Below are 18,992 nucleotides of genomic sequence, written 5' to 3'. Positions count from 1 at the left end.
CGATGAAGAAGCATGTTTTTGAGTACCTGTGCACTTGTCTTGGGGCATTCTACCCAACCCCTCCCCTTGACATAAGGGGAGGGACTAAAAAAGTGACCAGCTGGAGCCCCTCTTATGTCAAGGGGAGGGGTTGGGGTGGGGTAAACTACCGCCTGACGTGTTTCTTAGTCTTTAGTGCCGCTGCCCTCATTTCCTTAACTCCGCTCGACTATTGGCGGCCACCGAATGATAGCCAGCTACCCACCGGAGCAAAGGGGCAGGAAATTCGTTATGGCCGGGAGTTGATTGCCCATACCGCCAAATACCTCGGCCCAAAAGGGTCGGTGAAGCACTTGTCCAATGGGATGAACTGCCAGAACTGCCACCTGGAAGCAGGGACGAAAGTGCTGGGAAACAACTATTCAGCCGTGTTTTCGACCTACCCGAAGTTCCGCGAACGTTCCGGCTCGGTCGAGACGATTGTGAAACGGGTGTCGGATTGCTTTGAGCGGAGTCTGGGCGGTAAAGCCCCCGACAGCAGCAGTCGGGAGATGAAAGCCATCATTTCCTACATTCAATGGCTGGGAACCGACGTGCCGAAAGGCAAGCGGCCCGATGGGGTAGGGCTGGTCAAACTGGCGTACCTCGACCGAGCCGCCGATTCGACGAAAGGGCGCATGGTTTACGTGGTGAAATGTCAGGTTTGCCATGGCAAAAAGGGTGAGGGGACAAAAGCTGCCGGTGCGTCGGAGTATGTGTACCCGCCCATGTGGGGGCCGCACAGTTACAACGACGGGGCCGGTCTGTATCGGCTGTCGGGCTTTGCGGGCTATGTGAAGAACAACATGCCGTTTGGTGCGAATTACGAGAGCCCCCAGTTAACTGACGAAGAAGCGTGGGACGTAGCGGCCTTTGTGAATGCCATGCCCCGCCCGCATAAAGACCAATCGAAAGACTGGCCCATCCTGGCCAGCAAGCCTGTCGACTTTCCCCTCGGACCCTATGCTGATGGGTTCAGCGAACGCCAACATAAGTTCGGTCCGTTTCAGCCGATTGCCGATGCGCGAAAAGTAAAGTAGCTTTACAAAACTCATCAGATCAAACGCCCTTAAAACGAACATTCATGAAAAAGATCAACTACCTGTTTTTCCTTGCTTTTTTCCTGGCCGTAGTGCCTGCTATAGCCCAAACCAGCGAATCCGGCTTTCACGGTGCCGAAGCGACCAAGTCCCGGTACCGCGCTGTTTACCAGCTCAACACCGGCGATACGTCTATTATCCATCATGCCCTGGCCAACATTCAGAACTCGCTGAACGACCCACGGCTCAAGGGTAAGCTGGATATTGAACTGGTCGTGTATGGCGGTGCCTTTGCCGTTTACAAAAAAGACAAACCTCTTTTCGAGAAGGAGATCCAGAATCTGCAAAAGCAGGGCGTCATTCTGGCCATGTGCGAGAACACGATGAAGATGCGCAAAATCAGCCGTGATGAGCTATTTCCGTTCGTGAGCTACGTCCCCACCGCCAACGGCGAACTCATTATCCGCCAGCAGGACGGCTGGGCCATCATTCGCCCGTAACAGCGTTAAGCAATTACTCAGACTTAAATTAGGTTTTTATTAACCACAGAGGCACAAAGAGCACAGAGATTAATCAGCTACAGTTCAACTGGCTAATCTCTGTGCTCTTTGTGCCTCTGTGGTTAACTTAAATTTAGGCATTTTAGTAGATTGCCCGTTGCCATCCCTCTACTGGTAACGGGCAATTTTGGTTAATGCCCATATAAACTCGTATTTTGGCCTACGTTAAAACCAGCTGTTATGTTACGCTCGCTCGAAATCCGCAACTACCGCAACCTCCGCCACCTGACCATCGAAAAATTGGGCCGGGTGAATTTGCTGGTCGGGAAAAATAATACGGGAAAAACGTCGGTGCTGGAAGCGGTGGCGATACAAGCTGAGCAAGGAAACGAATTGCCTACAATACGAACATTATTACGTAAGCGGGGAGAATTTTATCCTGATTTTGACAAACAAAGCTCATTACCGGAAAAGCATCTTTCTTCCTTGAAATCACTTTTCACAGACAGAAAAATTAGTTTCTATGAGGAGTTTGATAGTGAGCCAGATTCACTTATTTACATTGGAGAGATAGACGAAGTAACAACTGATTTCCAACGATTGATTATTGGGTTAATAACGACTTATGCCGTAAATCGATCAGATGATAAGGGGAATAGGTACGATGAATATGTAATGGCAAAATCTTTGGAGGAGTCTAAAGGTCGAGAATCGCGTGTCGAAGTATCAATTGTTAGGCATGCTTTTTATCGTCATAGCCTTGCATTAAATGATGAATTCCTTTTCGCTGAGAGGTACTTTGCTAAAGATAATGCTTCGGTGTTCCTTCAGTTTGTAGATGCCAAAAGTAATACGTTAGAAACAATTCAAAAGCTTTGGGACAATGTGGCACTAACCGAAGGGGAAGATGAAATTATTAGAGCATTACAAATTGTAGAACCTGATATAGTGAGATTTAGCTTGGTAGGTGAAGGACGCCCAATTGTCAGGTTGAGAAATGGACAAATAAATCCACTATCAAGTATGGGAGATGGTATTACACGTGTGTTTACCATTATGCTAGCCCTCGTAAATTGCGAGGGTAACGGCTATCTGCTCATTGACGAATTCGAAAATGGTCTCCATTATTCCGTTCAGGAAAAGCTCTGGGAAATAATCTTTTATCTGGCTGAACGGCTCAATATTCAGGTGTTTGCTACCACGCATAGTAATGATACAATCAAGGCTTTTGGTGAGGTGGTTAAATCTAAGTCTGAATATAGTGACGCCCAACTGATACGGCTTCGGAATATAAAAGGAGAGATTTCGGCTATATCGTTTAGTATCCATGATATCGAAGTTGCCAACGAAACAGACTATATTGATTTACGTTGAGTATGGCTACAAAGAATTTATTGGTAGAGGGCGCTTTTGATAAGCATGTTATTTGGGAAATTGTAAAAAACACTACTACTGTACTTGCAGAGACTAATATTCAACCGTTTAAGAAAAGAGATGAAACTGGAGTTAAAGATGATGAGCAGGGAATATATGCTCTTCTTAAAACACTCCCTACTACAATTAATGCAGCCTATCCAGATGATATTATAGGTGTTGTCATTGATGCAGATAGCAGCTCTAGCGGACGTTGGGAGCGCATTCTGCAAATCTTAACAACTCTAGGATACAAGAATCTCCCTGACTCTTTCTTAGCGGGATTAGTGGTCGCAAGCGATGAAGCTTTGCCAAGGATTGGCGTATGGATGATGCCGGATAATGAAGATGAAGGGGTAATAGAAACATTTATCCGCCGAATCATTCATGAGCAGGATAAATTACAACCTGAAGTTGATGCCGCTCTTAGTGGATTAAAAACAAAAGAATTACAATTCTTCTCGGATGTTCATCGTCCCAAAGCGTTCATTCGAACTTGGCTGGCCTGGCAGAAAAGTCCGGGAATATCACCCGGAACAGCCATTTCTATGAAAGTTTTAACAACAGACGCCGACCTCTGCCTCCGCTTCGTAAGCTGGCTTACTTTGTTATTCAACGCCCAATAGCCATGCTCGACTTTCGTCTCAACGTATTTTATACTGTTGCCAAACGGCTTAGTTTTACCAAAGCAGCTGCCGAACTGTATGTAACGCAGCCCGCCGTAACCAAACACATTCAGGAACTCGAACACCAGTTCGGGACCGCCCTCTTCGACCGGCGGGGGAATCAGATCAGCCTGACTACCGCCGGGAATGTGCTGCTTCGGCACGCCGAAACCATCATGACCATCTACCGCCAGCTGGAGTTCGACATGAACGCCCTCAAAGGCGAATCGGGCGGCACGCTTAGGGTAGGGGCCAGTACAACCGTGGCGCAGTATGTGATTCCTCCAGTACTGGCCCGCTTTCGGGAGCAGTCGGCCGATGTTGCCATGTCGCTGGTATCGGGGAATACCGAGCAGATCGAGCAGTTGCTGCTGAATAACGATATTGACCTGGGGCTGGTGGAAGGCCGGACTCACCACAGCGATATTCGCTACACCTCGTTCGTGAAAGACGAACTCGTGCTCATCTGCCGCGCCGATCACCCCCTGGCCGACCGGGACGAGATCACGCTGGATGAACTGCGCCTGATTCCCATCGTGCTGCGCGAACGGGGTTCCGGTTCACTGGAGGTGATTGAGCACGCGCTGCGGGGGGTGGGCCTAAAGCTCACCGATCTGACCATTGACATGCACCTGGGCAACACGGAAAGTATCAAGTCCTATCTGGGTAGCTCGCGCTGTATGGCGTTTGTGTCGGTTTTTGCGGTGCAGCATGAACTTCAGGCCGGGAGCCTCAAGATTTTGGATGTCCAGAATCTCACCATTCAGCGGGATTTGTATTCGATTCAGCTACAGGGCGTCAGCGAAGGACTCGCCGACACCTTTATGCGCTTTACCCGGCAGCATTATAAGCGTGGGTAGACAGCGTGACATCAGGCAGGCTTAATTAATGGGCCTAATCAGGGGTAGGGTGACGATAAAGGTATCGGCCGTTTCTTCCACCGTAGGAATGTCTTTTCCCAATAACTGGTATTTCGTAAGAATATTCAGCAGGCCTTTCTGGGTGGAGTCGACCCGGTTAACGGGCTTGCGCTGGAGTGTGTTGCTGACAATGAGCCAGCCGGCTTCATTCGTAACCAACTCAATAATCAGGGGTTGTTCGGTGGAGACGATGTTGTGCTTTACTGCATTCTCGAGCAATAGCTGTAAGGTCAACGGAGGAAGTTTATAATCCAGAAGAAGCGGGTCAATTGTTTTTAATAACTCGATGCCTGCGCCATAGCGTGTTTTGAGCAGGTGGTAATACGAGTCGATAAACGCCAGCTCGTTCTGAAGGGTGGTCAGGTTGTTGTCATTATTCCGGAGCAGATAACGGTAAACCGTCGACATCTCGTCCACAAATCGTTCGGCCTTTGCGGGTTCGTCGGCAATGAGCGACGAGAGCGAATTGAGGCTGTTAAACAGAAAATGTGGATTCAACTGTGCCTGCAGGGCCATCATGCGCATCGCCGACATCTGCTGCTGTAATTTCTCGGTAACTAACTCCGCTTCGACCTGCTCACGCTGATATTGCTCGCGCTGGCGGGCAAATCGCTGTTCAATAATTGCGTTTTTAATGGCCCCCCGTCGCTGGCGGTAGCCCAGTACCAGGGTAAAGCAGATCAGTTCGGCCAGAATGCCCAATTCCAGATAGGTGAGCGGGGCTACCCAAAAAGAAGACACCATGCTCGAGGGGTCCATAGTCATGGTCATAACCATGGAAACGATACCGCCCGACAGTATAAAGCCTGACCCTAACGCTACATAGCGCGGCACCACCCCTTTGAGTTTACCAATTTCGACAATGCCATAACTAGCTACACCCACCATGAGCAGTCGCATGGCCGTATGGATGGTTTCGTAGGTTGCCTCATCCCATTTGTCAACGCCAAAACACAAGATTCCCATTAGAGTGGTATAGCCAATAATGGTTATTTTGGCGATGCGGAAAAGTCGGAATAAAGTGGGTAGTCGGCTTCGGAGCTGGAGAAGCGCGTCGGCAAAATCAAAATAGACAAAATAGGCCAGCATGGGTGCCGTGGCCCGCACAAAGTGCCAGAAATAAAGTGATACGTAGGTGCTGATTTCTTCGATGCGCAGGCTGAAATACACCAGCCAGGCCAGCATGTAGATGGTATAAAGAAAGTAAATGCGTTCGCGGTAGATGCTCCACTGGACAACGTTCAGCAGCAGGATGGAACTAACCATTCCCGTAAACAGAATATTCCAGGTCTCAAACGTCATGAAAGTAGCTACGCTTGTTTGGGCAAAACACGTTAAAAATGGGGGATTTGTCCGATAAAACTAACCAAAACGTGCGTGAATCAACAAAAACCCTTCATGAAGTGTCACCATTAGCCGCCAAACGGGTAAGGGACGCAAAATGACTCTCCCATTCATTAGGCAATTGGGGGGCGCGGTGGCTTTGTCGTTTTTTACGACCTCTACCCCGTAATGGTAGCCAGTGCTTTCTTTACTTTTTCGTAAAAGGCCGGCACTTTCGTTCGGGGGTCGCCTTTGCCAAGCGTCTCGATGGGCAGGTAGCCCCTATAGCCGGAGTCGCGCACAATATGCATAATCTGGTTCAGATCAGTTTCGACCTCTTTGCCATTGACAAACAGATTCTCCTTCAGCTGCCAGGTGGCAGCCAATGGGGCTACCCGTGCAATCTGTTCATAGGGGTCGCCAATTTTGAAGCTGCCAATGTCCAGATTTGGAGCCAGCCAGTCGGAGTTAACCCGGTGCACGATGTCCAGAATATGATCGGCTGTCTGAATGAAATCGGCGTGGTTCTGCAACACGATCATAACACCTTGTTTGGCGGCATAGTCCGTGCATTCCCGGAGGGCGTCGACCACCCAGGCAGTAACCTCTTCCCGGTTGTAGTTGGCCGGGAGTTCTTTGCCTGTACCGGCAAAAACCCGGATGACCGGCGCTCCGAGCCGGGCGGCCAGCCCGGTCCATTGGTGCACTAACTCAACTTCGGCTTTTCGGCGACCGGCGTTGGGGAGGGTGAAGTCATTGCGGACGCCCGTGCCGCTGATGTCGAGGCCCAGCCGGAACGCTTTGCGCTTGATCGCATACACGTAGCTGTCATCGGGCAAAGCCGGATAGTTCGGAAAGTAGTAGCCCGTTGGGTCGACCGCATCAAAACCCAGATCAGCGCAGAATGTCAGCACCTGCTCGAGCGTCATCTGCCCGTTCATCAGCAGTTCATTGAACGAATATAAATTGCAGCTCAACCGGATTGGATTAACCTTAGCTGCGGCCGCATCAGCCGGATTCAGCACCGACTGTGCCGTCGTGGCGGCCATGAAAGGCAGGCTGGCGGCTGCGGTTTTAAGAAACGTTCTGCGGTCTGACTGAGTCGTTGACATGCTGATGAAAGGTAAACGTGCCGGCGGATTTATCGGTAATAAACCAAATCGGTTTAGCGCATAAGGCACCGAAGTCAACGTATCTACTTGTCGTTGCTGACGGGTAGAATCCGGTTATAAAGACGCTGGCCAGAGGTCGACGGCGGGTGAGTTTCTAACAACAAAAACGTACTGGAAGAAGCTGGTGGTTACGTTATGCTCCGGGTCATTGGGGGTGACTTTGCTGCCCGTAATGCCACTCATTTTTACCAGACTGATGGTTTTCAGATAGGGCGAATTGGGCGCATCGAGCCGGATGAGCGTCGTGGTATTCGGCGCACAAACCGGCTCCAGGCTCGAGAAGCCATCTATTTTGAAGACGGGGCCATCGGAATTTAAATATTTCGACCGCACGAACTCCTGCCCTTTTTTGCGAAATATAAAGGGAACGGCATCCCGATGAAGCAGCACTTCGCTGTCTTTATACAAGGTATTGATGGTAACCACCCGCCGACCGGCTGCTTTGAGCAAGCCCGAAAAGGTCTGCTGGTTGTTTACTCCGGCCTGCAAAATATGCGTTGTTCCCCAGAGGCCGTATAATTTCTCGTGTACAAGACCAAGTTCGTCAATGATAAACCGGGTCATTTGAGCGGCTATGTCATCGCGTGACATTTTATTGTTGGCGTACGCAAGGGTCCGGAAAAATTGCCTGAACGCCAGCAGCTGATTGCCAAAAACGGCCTTGTACTGGTCTTGATGCGCTGCGTAATCGGCATTGATTCGTCCGGCAAATGGAAACAGCTTCTTCAGGCTTAAAGAGCTATCCTGAACCACCAGCAGACGCAGGCTGTCGAGAAGCGTGTGGGGTGTTGTCGGGCAATGGGCAACGAGTTGTTTCAGCATCGGGACGGCGAGTTGCCCATTGCTCTGAAACCAGTCGACACCCAGAAATTGAATGCGGGCGTTTGGTGGTAGTGTTTGGTTATAGGCCTGAATATGGACCAGTTTATCGTAAAACTGCTGGTTGCCCCACTGCGACGAGCCCGCGTGTGTCTGCTTAAGGAAACATCGAAAAAGTGAATCCAGCAAACCCCGGTTGCCTGTGTCAAGATATGCGTTTAATAAAGCGGCCTGACCACAATCCATTTCGGCCAGGTAATAGCGCAGGCCCACCCGTTTGTTGAGGTGTTTGAGTAACGTTAAGTCGATGCCCTGAGTGGCCGCAACCCCGTGAATTTCGCCGAGTAAGAAAACGTCATTCTGGTAAAAGGCCGAGTCGAAAAGCTGGAAAGAGCTAGCCTGGGCGCTATCAAAAGGCAGGCTGTTCTGCCGTAGATAGGTCGTCATGTCCTGGGCGCTGACCGATCTAAAAACAAGCAGTAAAAGGATGATAACGAAATACGGAGCGGTGGTTTTCATAAAAATAGGCTGGCGTTACATTCGACAGGGGCAAATGTAGAACGCTTGTAAACACCCGGCTCGTAAATGGGGCTATTGGCAACCGGATGGGGAGTTTGGGTGCCAATTGGGCTAATGGAAAAGGCCCTGGGACAAATGGGAAGGGCCCCGGGGTAACGTCAGGGCTTGTTTTCTGCGATTTTCCCCGCGCCATCTACCACCTTATACAGCCATACCTTCCAGTAGCTTTCCGAATTGGTGAAGATACTTTCCAGGTGAAGCCGGTTCTGGGCGGCATTGCCAATGGGTACCGCCGAGAGAACATATTGACCACCCAGGGACGTCAAGGCGTTGGTGTTGATTTGCAAATGATTCAGCGTGGGGTGCTGGGTTTTGCCGAACCGATAATTCATGCCCAGTTCAGCGGTGTAGAGATAAACCCGGCAACCATAGGCATCGTAATAAGCCCGCATTTGGGGACTACCTTTTGCCAGTTCCGCAGCAATTATTTTACGGAAGGCGTATTTGTAAGGGAGGGGGTAATTGTTCTGGTAGCTGTCCAGCGTATAGAACCCGTTGAACTGCGCCACCGACGGGTGCATGCCCAGACAAATGACGCGGTAGTCGGACTGGGGTTTGCCGATGTAGTTGCGGATTTGAGCGAACTGTTTTTCGGCGAAGAAGGCCCGGAAGGAAGGTTGTTCGGCCTCGGTTACGTAGCCCGTCATTTTACCCACGTTAATGCGCCACTCTTTGTTCGCAACGATCATGAGCACAAACTGCCCCGCCAGAAACAGGCGGTTCCAGACGCTGTTTGCCCTGAACTGACGAAGGGCCAGCCCAAACAGCAAAAACCAGAGCGTTGGCAGCAGGAAGTAAAACCGGTCGAACTGAAAGACGCGAAATTTCAGTCCCAGCGAACTATCGCCCAGCCACACAACCAGGTAGTGGTACAACCCGTGAATAAGGCAGATCACAAGGGCCAGAATGGGTAGGCCAACGAGCCGATACACCGACCGGCTTTCCTTTTTTCGATAGGCAATCCAGGCCGCTACACCCGCCACGGCCAGAATCCCCGGCGTGAAGAACGCGCCGGTGTTGAACATGGGCCAAACGAATAAATCGACGCTTCGAAACAAACTGGCTCCGAGCTTCATAGACCGCAACCGGCTGTAATCGAACTCGACCCGATGTGAGATATAGGTCTGGTTGACGAAACCATAAATCAGCTCCCACTCGCTCCCCAGATACAGCAGCGAGAGTAGCAGTAAGCCCACGATATAGCTCCAGATGATTTGCCGGAGCTGTAGCATACTAACCAGTCCAATAATACCCAGCGCGACGCAAATGAACAGACCGGCCCAGACGAAGAACGAGTAAAACGGAAACAGGATGATAATCAGCCAGTCGGTTCCACGGTCCTGCTTTTTCAGTAGGTTCAGAAAAGCGTAAAGCAGCAGCGGTTGCCCCGTTACCGATGCGCCGTGAACGATGTAGCACGGTACCAGTGCGAACAGAAACGCAATGCCAACCCGCGTTAACTCCCAGTGCGATTCGGGCAGGACGTGTTTTCTGAGCAGGAGGTACATGCCCAGGAAACCAATGCCATGCACCAGCGTGAAATTGATAAGCTGTGCCGTATAGGGGGAGGCCAGATAAAACGAGAGCACTTCAAGGTTAAGCCCGGTCCGGAAAGCCGACCGGGGAATCCCGCTGAACGAACTGGCAGCATTGGGGCCGCTGCTCATCATGTTCGGGATAACCGTGCTGAGGTCGAAATCGAAGGCTGTGTTGGTAATCTTCAGCAGGTACAGATACAGAAAGTCGCTGTCCAGATTGTCGTGGATGGTCAGATGTGCCCCTTCACCGAGCCAGACGTAAGGGAACACATACAGCAGCAGTAAACCTACGGCAATAAGAAGATACGTTTTGTCAGTCTTTGTATTGGCTAAACGAGGAGGCATACGGGTAGTAAAGAGCCACGAAAATACTGAAATTCGCTGAGATGGCCGGAAGGTCGGAATGCCGTTGCGGTTTTTCGTACTTTTACGGGGTCAATCCAATCATCATGCAAACCTCATCTATTGTTAGTTTTTTAGCGGTCCTGACGCTGGCGGCTACGTCGGTACACGCGCAAAATCGACCGGCAAAAGCGACTTCTGCGCGCTCGGCCACCACGCCAATCACTAAACTGCCGGAATACAGCATGTCGCGGGCCGACGTGGAAGCGCACATTCGGTTTCTGGCCTCCGACGAGCTGGAAGGCCGTCGAACGGGCGAGCAGGGTAACCGCGTGGCCGCTCGTTATATTGCCGAGCAGTTCCGGCAAATGGGCCTGAAACCCGCCGGTTCTGTGGATAATAAACCCGATTACTTCCAGCCCATCAACCTCGAGAAAGTGAAAGCGGCCAGTTCGGCCTACATGCTCATGGGTAAAGATACCCTTCACCTGGGTAAAGAGCTGGTTGTGATGGCGGGCGGCCCGGCCAATGTGTCGGGCGAGGTGGTGTACGTTGGCTACGGGCTGACGGACGGCGACGATGGCTACAAAGGCCGCGATGTGAAAGGGCGGATCCTGGTGGCGCAGGGTGGCTCGCCCGATGCCAAAGGACCGCGCGAAATCTTCAATTCATCGGCAGCCAAACGGAAGCTGGCCACCGAAAAAGGGGCTGCTGCCCTTATCGAACTCTACAGCGAATCCATTCCCTGGGGCTTCGTTAACCAGTATTTCAACCGCGAACAGATGAGCGTTGCTTCGGCCGAAACGGGTAGTTCGCCCTTAACACATGTATGGATCAACAACGCCAACAATCAGTACAAACAGCTGAAGGAAGCGGGGCAAACCGTCACCATCCGTACGTCGGGGCGCGCTCGTGTGATGACCTTATCGGCCAACGTGGCGGGTATCATCGAAGGGACTGACCCGAAGCTCAAAGACGAATATGTGATCTTGTCGGCTCACTTTGATCACATTGGTGTCGGTAAACAGAGTGGAACGCCCTACCAGCCGGGCGATAGTATTTTTAACGGGGCGCGGGATAATGGCATGGGTACCGTCGCTATTTTAGAAGCGGCCAAAGCACTGTCGCAGCAACGGCCCAAACGATCGGTGCTGGTGATTGCCCTGACAGGCGAAGAAGTAGGTTTGCTGGGTAGCCGGTACTATGCCGAACATCCGCTGATTCCTTTAAAGCAAATGGTCTTCGACATGAACATTGATGGAGCGGGCTATAATGATACCACCATCGTGTCGGTGATTGGCCTGGAACGGACGGGGGCGAAGACAGAGATCGAGACAGCCGCCAAAGCGTTTGGACTTGGCGTATTTGCCGAACCGTCTCCCGAGCAGGGGTTATTTGACCGGTCTGACAACGTAAGTTTTGCCGCCAAAGGCATTCCGGCTCCCACGTTCTCACCGGGCTTTAAATCGTTCGACGATGCCATCCAGAAATATTACCACCAGGCTATCGACAACCCCGAATCGTTGAATTTTGCCTATTTCCAGCGGTTCTGCCAGGCCTATGCCTATGCCGCCCGTCTGATTGCTGACCGGGCCGCCCGCCCGCAATGGTCGTCGGGAGATAAGTACGAAGCCGCCGGGAAAGCGCTGTATGGACAGTAGTCGTCTTTGAGAAAGTGCTTTTGATACGAAAAGGGTCAACAGTTCATCCCGTCAACAAGCCGACTATCACATCAGAAAACTAAACCCGTCGTCCTGACGTTTATTTACTAACAAAGACACCCAGACATGTTATTCAAATATCTGTTCATCATCACCCTGATCATTCTGTTTGTTCCGCCCGTACGCCGGTTTGTATTTTACCTGCTCGTTGGCCGTCAGCTGGTTAAGCAGCAAAAACAACAGACGACGGCATCCGGCAGAACCCGGGAGGGTGAAGTGCGGGTGAAAACGCCACCAACCAACGGAAATTCTTCTTTCACGGGTGGCGAGTATGTCGACTACGAAGAAGTTAAATAAACGTATAAGGAGCGCGGCTGTGAAGCCACGCTACCAATGAAAAGAGAGTGCCCGGCCACGTAATACGTAGTCGGGCACTTTTGCTTTCGATTGGTTACTGTTCGTTTTCTTTCTTGTAGCGAACGGCCAGTCCCGTCATCAGGTAGCCGTTGTCGGTCATGGAGGTATAATAGGTGTACCGAACAGAAACCAGTGCGTCGGCACCAAGTTTTTTGGCCTGTAAGGTCAGTCGGGATAGCAGCAGTTCTTTTTGCTGCATATCATTGCCCCGGCTCAGCATCCGTTTGTTTCCCGATTGCCGCGCTTCAAGCGGTACCTCACCTTTCACTTCCAGATCCTGTAATGGATCAAACGGGCGTTCGGGTCGCTGGGTGTCATAAAATACATCGACCGGATAGCTGGGCTTGTTTTGCAGGTAAACAATCGGCTTGAAACAGCCCGATAAACTCAGTAAACACAACAGAAAGACGAGCTTCTTCATCGTTATTAGGGTGTCAGGGTGGTCAGCACGTCGGCAACAACGCGTGGGTAATGCAGGTGTTCCAGCACTTGTACGTTGTGGGCAATGTCGTCCGGGGTATCCGTTGGCGAGACCGGGCAGCTTGCCTGAAAAATGATCTGCCCTTCGTCGTAGTGCTCGTTCACGTAGTGAATGGTAATGCCCGACTCGGTTTCGCCCGCTGCTGCTACGGCTTCATGAACGAAATGACCGTACATGCCTTTACCACCAAATTTAGGTAATAAGGCTGGATGAATATTGACAATTTTATTCGGAAAGGCCCGCACCAGATCGGCTGGCATCAACCACATAAAACCCGCAAGAACGATCAAGTCAATGTTCTGATTAAGAAGCAGCTCGGTTATTTTGTCGGTGTTGTAAAATGTAGTCCGGTCGAAGAGCAAAACAGGAATATGCAGCCGCCGACCCCGTTCGATAACCCCCGCTTTGGGATTATTGGAGACGATCAGCGCGACGTCGACCTCCGCGTTATCGGCAAAATATTCAGCAATTTTCTCGGCATTGGAGCCGGAACCGGAAGCAAACAGAGCAATACGTTTCAAAATAAGTCGGTAAGTTAGTAAGCGGCTTCGCCTAAGTCGGTAAGTCGGTAAGTTAGTAAGCGGCTTCGCCTAAGTCAGTAAGTTAGTAAGTGGCTGACGCAAGTGTTACTGATACGTCTGCCGCTTACCGACTTAGGCGAAGCCGCTTACTGCCTTAGGCGAAGCCACTTACCGACTTAGGCGAAGCCGCTTACTGACTTACCGACTCATTTACCCCAAAATTACAACTTTTACCTATTTTTGTGGGTACTCGCTCAAATCCAATGCTGGCAACCCATCAACTGACGTTTGATTACGGCCCTTCCAAACAGTTCACGTTTCCCGACGTGCGCTGTGCCAACCGTGAAGCCTTCCTGATTCTGGGGCAGTCTGGTACCGGAAAAACGACCTTTCTGCATTTACTGGCGCTGTTGCTCAAACCCAAAAGTGGCTCGGTGATCATTGATCAGACCGATCTGACAAAGCTGAGCCCTGCTGAAACGGCCGCTTTTCGGGCCAGTCATCTGGGTATCATTTATCAGAAACCCCACTTTGTCAGCTCCTTGTCGGTACTCGATAACCTATTGATGGCCAATTATCTGGCAAATAAGCCACAAGATAAAGCGCGCGCCAAAGAACTGGCCGGACAACTGGGTTTCGCGGCTCATTTGGCCAAGAAAACCAACCAGCTTAGCCAGGGCGAACAGCAGCGGGTGAGCATTGCCCGCGCGGTGATGAACCAGCCCGATGTGATCCTGGCCGACGAACCGACGTCCAGCCTCGATGATGAGAATACCGATCGGGTTATAACCCTTCTGCGGCAGCAGTCCGAACAGATTGGGGCCAGCTTAATTGTTGTAACGCACGATCAACGGCTGAAAGATGCGTTTCAGAACCGGGTAAACCTCTGATCTAGCGTCCGTGTGGTTTATCTCCGCAGCTTCGGGCCGTTTGCTACGATAAATAATGCCCATAAGTTTTCTGTAGTTAAAACGTATCGGTTTAGTTTGTACATCTTTTCGTCGAATGAAGAAACTCCTTCTGTTGCTTTTATTGATTCCGGTACTTGCCCTTGCCCAAAACCGTAAGAAAAAAGATTACCTTGTTTCACTGAACACCTCGTATGGCACCCTGCGGCTCGTGCTGTATGATCAGACCCCGAAACACAAGGAAAATTTTATTAAACTGGTCAATCAGAAATTTTACGATAGCCTGTTGTTTCACCGGGTCATTCCCTTATTTATGATTCAGGGGGGCGACCCGAACTCGCGCAAAGCCGAGGCCGATCAGCCGCTTGGCAATGGGGACATAGGGTATAAAATTCCGGCAGAGTTTGTGCCGTCGTTGTTCCATAAAAAAGGAGCACTGGCTGCTGCCCGCGACGGAAACCCCGAAAAAGCATCGAGTGGATGTCAGTTTTATATCGTGCAGGGACGGGTTTGGGACGAGGCCGCTTTACAAACCCAGATTACCCGAATCGAAAGTCAGAAAGGCCATGTGCCGACCGAAGCGCAAAAGCAGGTATATAAAACTCTGGGGGGCGCTCCGCATCTGGACGGGAATTACACCGTTTTTGGCGAGGTTATTGACGGGCTAGCGATCGTCGACAGCGTTGCCAAACAGCCCCGCAATGACATGAACCGCCCCGACAAAGATGTTCGCATGACCATGACCGGGGAATGGGTAAAGAAAAAGAAAATTACGAAGCAATATCACTATCAGTATGTAGGAGCGAGGAGTGAGAAGTGAGGAGGGCTGACGCCAGCACATTCGCCGGTCCGGTCAGCAACTCCTCGCTCCTAACTCCTAACTTCTAACTCCTTTTATGAAAAAGATTCTTCTCACGGGTGCCAATGGGCTGCTGGGTCAGAAATTGGTTGGACTAATTACGCAGCAGGCTGATGTTGAACTGGTGGCTACGGCACGGGGCGAAAATCGGCTGCCTTTTTCCGATGGATACACCTATCGGTCGATGGACATAACCGACCGCCAGCAGGTGCTGGATATTATCGGCGAGGTGCAGCCCGACGTTGTTATCCACGGGGCGGCCATGACCGATGTGGATAAGTGCGAAGTGCAGAAAGATGCCTGCTGGGCGCAGAATGTACACGCTGTCGAATACATCATCGAAGCCTGTAAAGCTACCAACGCGTTTCTGGTACACGTATCGACTGACTTTATTTTCGACGGAGCGGCCGGTCCATACGACGAAACGGCCGAAGCCAATCCAATCAGTTTCTACGGATGGAGTAAGCAGGCGGGCGAATCGGCCGTGCGGCATTCAGATATCCGGTGGGCCATTGCCCGGACGATGCTGGTGTATGGCATTGCCCACGACATGAGCCGCAGCAACATTATCCTGTGGGTGAAAAAATCACTGGAAGATGGCAAGAATATCAAGGTTGTGACCGACCAGTGGCGCAGCCCGACGCTGGCCGAAGATCTGGCATTGGGTTGTTACCTCATTGCCGATCAGGAAGCGGAAGGGATCTTCAACATATCGGGCAAAGAGGTGCTGACGCCCTATGAAATGGCCATTCAAACCGCCGATTATTTCGGGCTCGACAAATCACTGATCGCCCAGGTCGATGCGTCGACCTTTACGCAGGTGGCCCGTCGGCCGCCCCGCACGGGTTTCATTCTCGACAAAGCCCGTACGGTTTTAGGCTACAATCCGCACACATTTGCCGAAGGTATTGCCGTGCTGGCAGAGCAACTGAAGTAGCGGCTACTACACCGATGACGATCCACCTCAAAGTGAAGCCCGGTAGTAAAGTTGATCAGCTCTTTTACGATGCGGCTGGTCAGCTGAATGCCAAAATCCGGGCTCCGGCGCAGGATGGAAAAGCAAACGCGTACCTCGTCGAATTTCTGGCCAAACAACTCGGCATCGCCAAGTCAAGCGTGACGATTGTAGCGGGGTTTACGAATCCGCACAAACGGATTGAGGTCGATGTGGCCAATGAGGTGTATGATGCTTTTTTAGGGAAAATAGCGAAATAAGAAGGGTTTAAACCGAACCGGCAACGTCGCTGGGGGATACACAAAGAACGCCATGAAGAAAACATAGCGCTCTTTGCGTATTCCCTAGCGACTTTTCGCTTTATGAATCACATCATCTTAATTCCGCTCTCCTTGAATCGCCGGTAGATGTTCAGCAGCACTTCGCTTCTGAACAGATCTTCTTTGTTTACCGAGTTGATCCAGACCCTCACCTTCAACTCAAGCGCGTCGTTCGTAATGGTCGACAGGAAAATTTCGGGTGCTATGCGCTTGACGGCGTTCGGATGCTTCGCAATTTCCTCTTTGATGATGGGTTCCAGCGTGTGCAGATCATGCTCCGTATCTGCTTTAATGGTTAGCTCGATGCGTTTCGCTTTATGATTGATGGTCCAGTTGATAACCTGCCCGGATAGCAGGTCACCATTGGGGATGATCACCTCCGAACCTTCGGTGGTCAGCAGGCGGCTGGAGCGGATGCCGATGGTCTTTACCCGTCCTTTCTTGCTGGCGATCTCAATAAAATCGCCGATCTGAAAGGGCTTATCGAAGATGAGAATGATGCCGGAAACGAAATTGTTGACGATATTCTGAAGCCCCAGCCCAATACCTACACCCAGCGCCCCAACCATAACCGTCACTTTATCCAGCCCGATGCCGGAAGCAACAATGGCAAACATAAACCCGGCAATCAGGATAACGAGCCGAACGATCACCAGCCGCGAATCGACGGTGCTGACCGAGCCGCCGACTTCATCTTCAGTTTCCCCAAAAAAGTAGCCGATGTATTTCCGGAGGGCACCGGAAATGTACAGTACAATAGCAAACAAAATGATATTGCCCCAGGTAAAAGTCGTGCTGCCGATGCTGCGGTCGGCGGTCAGGAAATTGGCGATCCGGTTATAGATCGCGTTGTAGACATAAAGGTTATTCGTGAAAATGATGACCCAGGCAATGATCGAGGCAAAGCTCAGCAAGGCGTGTAATCCGACTTTGATTCTGTCGTAATTGAATCGGGACGCTATGCCTTTTGTCAGTCTGCCGCTAATGACCTGAAGGGCGAAAGCCTCGTTGATGATCTGGACAAGGGTAAACAGGCCAATCGCCTGCGTCAAGCCAAAAATAGCGGCCGTACTAAAGATTTTGGCCAGGCTGAGCCGCCCGAAAACATTGCACAGTATGGCCAGAATATTCAGGATGATGTACAGAATAGATACCTGTTTGACAAACCCGGTTAGGGACAGGGCTTTCCGAATCCGAAAGAGAAACAGGAAGCCGAACACGACAGAAACGACGTTAAGCAGTAAAAACCACAGTCGGAAAAGCAAGCCGGGATCAATGATCGACGAGCGCGTAAAGACCACCAGAATATACAGGCCGACAATAGCCAGCCAATAGAAAAAGAGTTTGCGGGTCCAGCTTCGGTAAAAGAGAAACGTGAGCGCAATGAGCAGAATGAACTGCATTAGCTCTACATAAACTGCCGGGGGCTTCAGATCGAAGAAGGGGGCGAAGTTGAACACTACCACGAATGAGGCAAAAACGGGCACGGGTTTGAGATACCGTATTTTTGCTTCGGTCAAAATCTTGTCTATCGGTTCATGGCGCTTAATAATCAGGAAGCTGGACGATACCCAACCGAAAAAGAGCAGGCCAATCAGAACCATGTACACCCAGTTTCCGGCGCTCCGGTTAATGTAATACGACAACATATCCCGCTGGCCTTCATAGGAGCTGGCTACCAGGCTGTTCAGATTTTCATCGGCCCCTTCACTCTTCGGGATAGACCAGATGAAGTCAGCTTCCCGCCCAACAATTTTGGCATTGAACTCTTTAATGCGCTCATTGACTACGTTGGCTAACTCGACGGTTTCGAAATAACCATCCGATACCGTAGCCTGTAATTTGTTGATTCGGGTCAGATTTTTGTTGGTCGACTCGCTTGCATCGATCCACTGTTTTCGTAAATCTTTCAGAGAGTTGGCGTACAGCGCCTGGTAATTACTATCGGCGGGTACCACCAGCGACGAGTCTCTGGCCAAACCGATAAGCTGGCTGTTCATGTCAGACAGCTCTTTCTCGGAAACAGACAGGTTTTCCCGCCAGTTTTTGAGTTGTTGCTGCATGTCGCCAAGCAGAACCTGGAACATGAGCATGTTCTTCATGTCGTGGACTTTGCTGTACAGCGCCAGATTGGTACGAATGGTCTTGATATAGGATTGAACTTCGGGCAGGTTTTCATCGATCTGCCAAGTGTTGAAACCCCGTCGGGTGCGGTTACTAATGTCATTCAGGGTCGTATGCCCTTGCTCAAGGCGGGCAATGATGCTATCGACCGGAATGCCGGGTTGTGGAATAATGGGCAAACTATCTACACGACTCGCCGGGTCTTTCTGCGCAAAAAGTGAACCGGAAAAAAGAACGAAGGTGACTACCAGACTGGTAAAAAAGAGGGTTCGCCAGGCAAAGAACGCAGGCGGGTTAATGGTCAGACGCATCATAACAATCCACTGTTAGCGGGAAGTGCTGATGACCATCGGGCATTAAACGGTACTGATTGGGTATGGCCACACAGATTAAATAGGTTGCCAAGCGCTGACGCGG

At 50.9% G+C, this 18,992-nt stretch carries 18 protein-coding genes; 11 read left to right on the top strand and 7 right to left on the bottom strand.

Translation table 11 applies throughout. The features are described 5' to 3' along the window. The first annotated feature begins 2 nt into the window (after window positions 1-2). The 5 genes from ACYVK4_RS03695 (at window position 3) to ACYVK4_RS03675 (ending at window position 4,496) form a co-directional block, all read left to right on the top strand. Window positions 3-1,058, top strand: coding sequence for a c-type cytochrome (locus ACYVK4_RS03695; protein WP_461126136.1), 1,056 nt, complete (start codon window positions 3-5; stop codon window positions 1,056-1,058). Between the two features lie 44 nt (window positions 1,059-1,102). Then, window positions 1,103-1,558: a DsrE family protein gene (locus tag ACYVK4_RS03690; protein WP_461126135.1), complete on the top strand. Its 456-nt coding sequence runs from the start codon at window positions 1,103-1,105 to the stop codon at window positions 1,556-1,558. Window positions 1,559-1,798: 240 nt separating this feature from the next. Further along, window positions 1,799-2,932, top strand: coding sequence for an AAA family ATPase (locus ACYVK4_RS03685; protein ID WP_461126134.1), 1,134 nt, complete (start codon window positions 1,799-1,801; stop codon window positions 2,930-2,932). 2 nt (window positions 2,933-2,934) lie between these two features. Further along, on the top strand, window positions 2,935-3,597 hold the full coding sequence (locus ACYVK4_RS03680) for a DUF3226 domain-containing protein (protein WP_461126133.1): 663 nt from the start codon (window positions 2,935-2,937) through the stop codon (window positions 3,595-3,597). 2 nt (window positions 3,598-3,599) lie between these two features. Next, a complete protein-coding gene (locus ACYVK4_RS03675; RefSeq protein WP_461126132.1) occupies window positions 3,600-4,496 on the top strand; it encodes a LysR family transcriptional regulator in 897 nt (298 codons plus the stop codon). Window positions 4,497-4,517: 21 nt separating this feature from the next. Here the strand turns inward: ACYVK4_RS03675 and ACYVK4_RS03670 are convergent, their stop codons facing one another. The 4 genes from ACYVK4_RS03670 to ACYVK4_RS03655 all read right to left on the bottom strand — a co-directional run bounded on the left by ACYVK4_RS03670 (window position 4,518) and on the right by ACYVK4_RS03655 (window position 10,332). Further along, complete coding sequence (locus ACYVK4_RS03670; protein WP_461126131.1) at window positions 4,518-5,858, bottom strand: sensor histidine kinase; 1,341 nt, start codon at window positions 5,856-5,858, stop codon at window positions 4,518-4,520. A 200-nt stretch (window positions 5,859-6,058) separates the two neighbouring features. Beyond that, window positions 6,059-6,991, bottom strand: coding sequence for a sugar phosphate isomerase/epimerase family protein (locus tag ACYVK4_RS03665; protein WP_461126130.1), 933 nt, complete (start codon window positions 6,989-6,991; stop codon window positions 6,059-6,061). Between the two features lie 114 nt (window positions 6,992-7,105). Then, on the bottom strand, window positions 7,106-8,389 hold the full coding sequence (locus ACYVK4_RS03660; RefSeq protein ID WP_461126129.1) for a TraB/GumN family protein: 1,284 nt from the start codon (window positions 8,387-8,389) through the stop codon (window positions 7,106-7,108). A gap of 158 nt (window positions 8,390-8,547) precedes the next feature. Then, window positions 8,548-10,332 (bottom strand): DUF6044 family protein, encoded by a 1,785-nt coding sequence (locus tag ACYVK4_RS03655; protein ID WP_461126128.1) that lies wholly within the window; start codon window positions 10,330-10,332, stop codon window positions 8,548-8,550. Window positions 10,333-10,436: 104 nt separating this feature from the next. Between ACYVK4_RS03655 and ACYVK4_RS03650 the strand changes: the two genes are divergently transcribed. Then, entirely contained in the window at window positions 10,437-11,990 is a 1,554-nt protein-coding gene (locus tag ACYVK4_RS03650) for a M20/M25/M40 family metallo-hydrolase (RefSeq protein ID WP_461126127.1), read from the top strand. A gap of 126 nt (window positions 11,991-12,116) precedes the next feature. After that, window positions 12,117-12,347 carry a DUF4834 domain-containing protein gene (locus tag ACYVK4_RS03645; protein ID WP_461126126.1) on the top strand — a complete coding sequence of 77 codons (231 nt, stop codon included), beginning with the start codon at window positions 12,117-12,119 and terminating at the stop codon, window positions 12,345-12,347. 94 nt (window positions 12,348-12,441) lie between these two features. Here ACYVK4_RS03645 and ACYVK4_RS03640 read toward each other — a convergent pair whose 3' ends face one another. Both ACYVK4_RS03640 and purN read right to left on the bottom strand, forming a co-directional pair. Next, window positions 12,442-12,828 (bottom strand): hypothetical protein, encoded by a 387-nt coding sequence (locus ACYVK4_RS03640; RefSeq protein WP_461126125.1) that lies wholly within the window; start codon window positions 12,826-12,828, stop codon window positions 12,442-12,444. Window positions 12,829-12,833: 5 nt separating this feature from the next. After that, a complete protein-coding gene (gene purN, locus ACYVK4_RS03635) occupies window positions 12,834-13,409 on the bottom strand; it encodes a phosphoribosylglycinamide formyltransferase (RefSeq protein WP_461126124.1) in 576 nt (191 codons plus the stop codon). 263 nt (window positions 13,410-13,672) lie between these two features. On the opposite strand from purN, the gene ACYVK4_RS03630 reads away from it, so the two are divergent. The 4 genes from ACYVK4_RS03630 (at window position 13,673) to ACYVK4_RS03615 (ending at window position 16,391) form a co-directional block, all read left to right on the top strand. Further along, the gene (locus ACYVK4_RS03630) at window positions 13,673-14,299 is read left to right on the top strand and encodes an ABC transporter ATP-binding protein (protein WP_461126123.1); all 627 of its coding nucleotides are present in this window, start codon (window positions 13,673-13,675) and stop codon (window positions 14,297-14,299) included. 115 nt (window positions 14,300-14,414) lie between these two features. Then, window positions 14,415-15,137 (top strand): peptidylprolyl isomerase, encoded by a 723-nt coding sequence (locus ACYVK4_RS03625; protein WP_461126122.1) that lies wholly within the window; start codon window positions 14,415-14,417, stop codon window positions 15,135-15,137. 76 nt (window positions 15,138-15,213) lie between these two features. Further along, window positions 15,214-16,113 (top strand): SDR family oxidoreductase, encoded by a 900-nt coding sequence (locus ACYVK4_RS03620; RefSeq protein WP_461126121.1) that lies wholly within the window; start codon window positions 15,214-15,216, stop codon window positions 16,111-16,113. A 14-nt stretch (window positions 16,114-16,127) separates the two neighbouring features. After that, a complete protein-coding gene (locus ACYVK4_RS03615) occupies window positions 16,128-16,391 on the top strand; it encodes a DUF167 domain-containing protein (RefSeq protein ID WP_461126120.1) in 264 nt (87 codons plus the stop codon). 107 nt (window positions 16,392-16,498) lie between these two features. Here the strand turns inward: ACYVK4_RS03615 and ACYVK4_RS03610 are convergent, their stop codons facing one another. Then, complete coding sequence (locus tag ACYVK4_RS03610) at window positions 16,499-18,889, bottom strand: mechanosensitive ion channel family protein (RefSeq protein ID WP_461126119.1); 2,391 nt, start codon at window positions 18,887-18,889, stop codon at window positions 16,499-16,501. Window positions 18,890-18,992: the final 103 nt, after the last annotated feature.

The organism is Spirosoma aerophilum (genome assembly GCF_054782495.1).
Note: the sequence above shows the minus strand (reverse complement) of the source record. Positions and strands in the feature narration are given on the sequence as shown.